We start from the raw sequence: 2167 nt of genomic DNA on the forward strand, positions 1-2167 counted from the left end.
AATACCAACGAACAGCCCAAAGAATGATTTCACCTTGAAAGTGCCGACCGTGGAAGGGATTCATCTGCTGTATCTCGAAATAAATAAGATATTTAGCTTATCATGTCAGCCTATTTGCAACAGTGCCCTATAAAAAGGGAGCTTTAGAGACTGTAAATAAAACTGTATTTACACAGAATTATTTACACCCTCGTGTGACAGTGCCGCCCTAAATTAAATAACAAATTTTTTCTATCTTTACTCTTGAATTGTCATTTAGATCAGGATAACTACAATAATTCTCTGATCCCCCAAATCTCTCAAGTTTTTCTAATATTTTCCTGTACATACCTCCCTTTTAAGCGTATCTAGATTTGTATTTGGAATTATATATTCTTCTTTTGTAGGTTCCATAGCTATTGGATCACCTGTTACTTCTTTGTACATAACTCCTCCTAGTCTTCGGAATTTTTCTTGTTCGCAATCTATCTCATATAGAACTGTTGACCTATTCTTCTCCTCTTTAAACTCGGTTTCTACCCAAGCTCTTGTTATTTTGGGATTCTTTGTACTATTTAATTTTATAATTTTAGATTGATAATTTGCATTATCTATAATTATTTTTGCAAATATATTTTGAGCATTAAGAACCATTACGCTGATTAATGTAATTTTTAATAGTCTTTTCACCTACTTAGTCTCTTTAAAGCTAATTTCCAGAAATATACTTATATTATTTCTGTTGTTCAATTTATTTTTTAATTTAATAATTTTAAATGGGTTAAATGGGTAAGGACACACAAATGGGAAAAACTCCCTGTTGCTATACGAGATCAATTTAAGAAGTAACTAGCCAAAGTCATAGAGCAGCCACATATTCCAAAGAATATGCTGAGAGGCAATCTTGCAGGTTGCTATAAAATTAAATTATTAAAAGCTGGTGTCAGACTTGTCTATCAATTTAAAGATGATCAGGTAGTTATCTTGCTCATCACAGTCGGGAAACGAGCTGATAGCATAGTTTATGACGAAGCTAAAAAGCGTATTAAAGACTAAAAATGGGAGCTTATAGCTCCCATTTTGAATGGGTTCTAACATTTTGACTTTGCATAGCACCTATTATATTAATTTTAGGAATACTTAAGTTTAGTTAAGAACAATAGTCTTGTTTAAATCTTGAATAAGGAACATTTCTACGTTGTGTTAGATCTTTCCCTTTTAAATCATTGGCTAATTTATCTGATAATTCTTCACTAGATTTTATTTTGTTTGGAACCCATGAATAAGCATGTCTAGGTAAAATTTCAAAAAGATTAGTCATACCAGGTACATAAGAATACTTAAATTGAGTATAAACTTGATCATAGAATCCCTTACAGATTCTATCATTTTCTTTTGAAACTAAATTTCTATTCATAGATGTTGAGAAGTCATATAAGCTCCCATTTTTGTATTCATAATCATATTTTTTCCCAGTTTTAGGACTTTGGCTTGATGTTATTTTTATACCTGAATTAAGCTCTGAAATAGTAATATCTAATGACTCTTTGAATTCAATAGTTTCAGATTTAATTAATTTTGCTAGATCGTTAAACTCATATATAAAATAATGGCTTTCTGGGCTACTCATACCAAACCATGCGCCACATGTACTTGTTACAACATAAGTATTCTGCTGTTGCTTATATATCTTTTCTAAGATTTCACATTGTGGGTCGATCTCACTAATAAAACCAGCATTTCTATTATTGTTCTCAATAGAAAATGGATACTGTTTTACATATAACTCACTGTATTTATTTGTTATTTTATATAAACCAATATTTTCTGGATAACCTTCATTATTTTTTATAAATTTGAATGGCTTAACTTCAATGGCATACGCAACACTACCAGCCATTATGAGAATATTTAGTAGAAATATTTTAGAAAGAGGACTTTTCACTTTAAATACCTTATAAGTTTAAATTATAAAGTAATTTTAGCTACTAATTAAAAAAAAGGTGAAATATTCAATTATTAATTGTCCATTTAACATAATGGATATTATACGAAGTACACTTGTAACTCCAAAATAGAAATGTCCGGTTTCTCCAAAGTAAAAATGTCCGCTTTTAGAATATGCGCTGTTGCAATTTTCTTAGCGGACGGTTTGATATGTTGGTGTCTATGTCGGATAAAGAACTTA

3 protein-coding genes are annotated in these 2167 nt (G+C 30.3%); 1 reads left to right on the forward strand and 2 read right to left on the reverse strand.

The window, feature by feature from the left end:
* Positions 1–309: 309 nt before the first annotated feature.
* On the reverse strand, positions 310–669 hold the full coding sequence (locus FTU03_RS15870; RefSeq protein ID WP_179989163.1) for a surface-adhesin E family protein: 360 nt from the start codon (positions 667–669) through the stop codon (positions 310–312).
* Positions 670–840: 171 nt separating this feature from the next.
* Here FTU03_RS15870 and FTU03_RS15875 point away from each other — a divergent pair, with 171 nt between their 5' ends.
* Complete coding sequence (locus FTU03_RS15875; RefSeq protein WP_050595110.1) at positions 841–1035, forward strand: type II toxin-antitoxin system RelE/ParE family toxin; 195 nt, start codon at positions 841–843, stop codon at positions 1033–1035.
* A 94-nt stretch (positions 1036–1129) separates the two neighbouring features.
* Here FTU03_RS15875 and FTU03_RS15880 read toward each other — a convergent pair whose 3' ends face one another.
* A complete protein-coding gene (locus FTU03_RS15880) occupies positions 1130–1924 on the reverse strand; it encodes a hypothetical protein (protein ID WP_031946098.1) in 795 nt (264 codons plus the stop codon).
* Positions 1925–2167: the final 243 nt, after the last annotated feature.

Origin of the sequence: Acinetobacter sp. YH12046 (assembly GCF_013419905.1) — a bacterium.
Taxonomy (GTDB): Bacteria; Pseudomonadota; Gammaproteobacteria; order Pseudomonadales; family Moraxellaceae; genus Acinetobacter.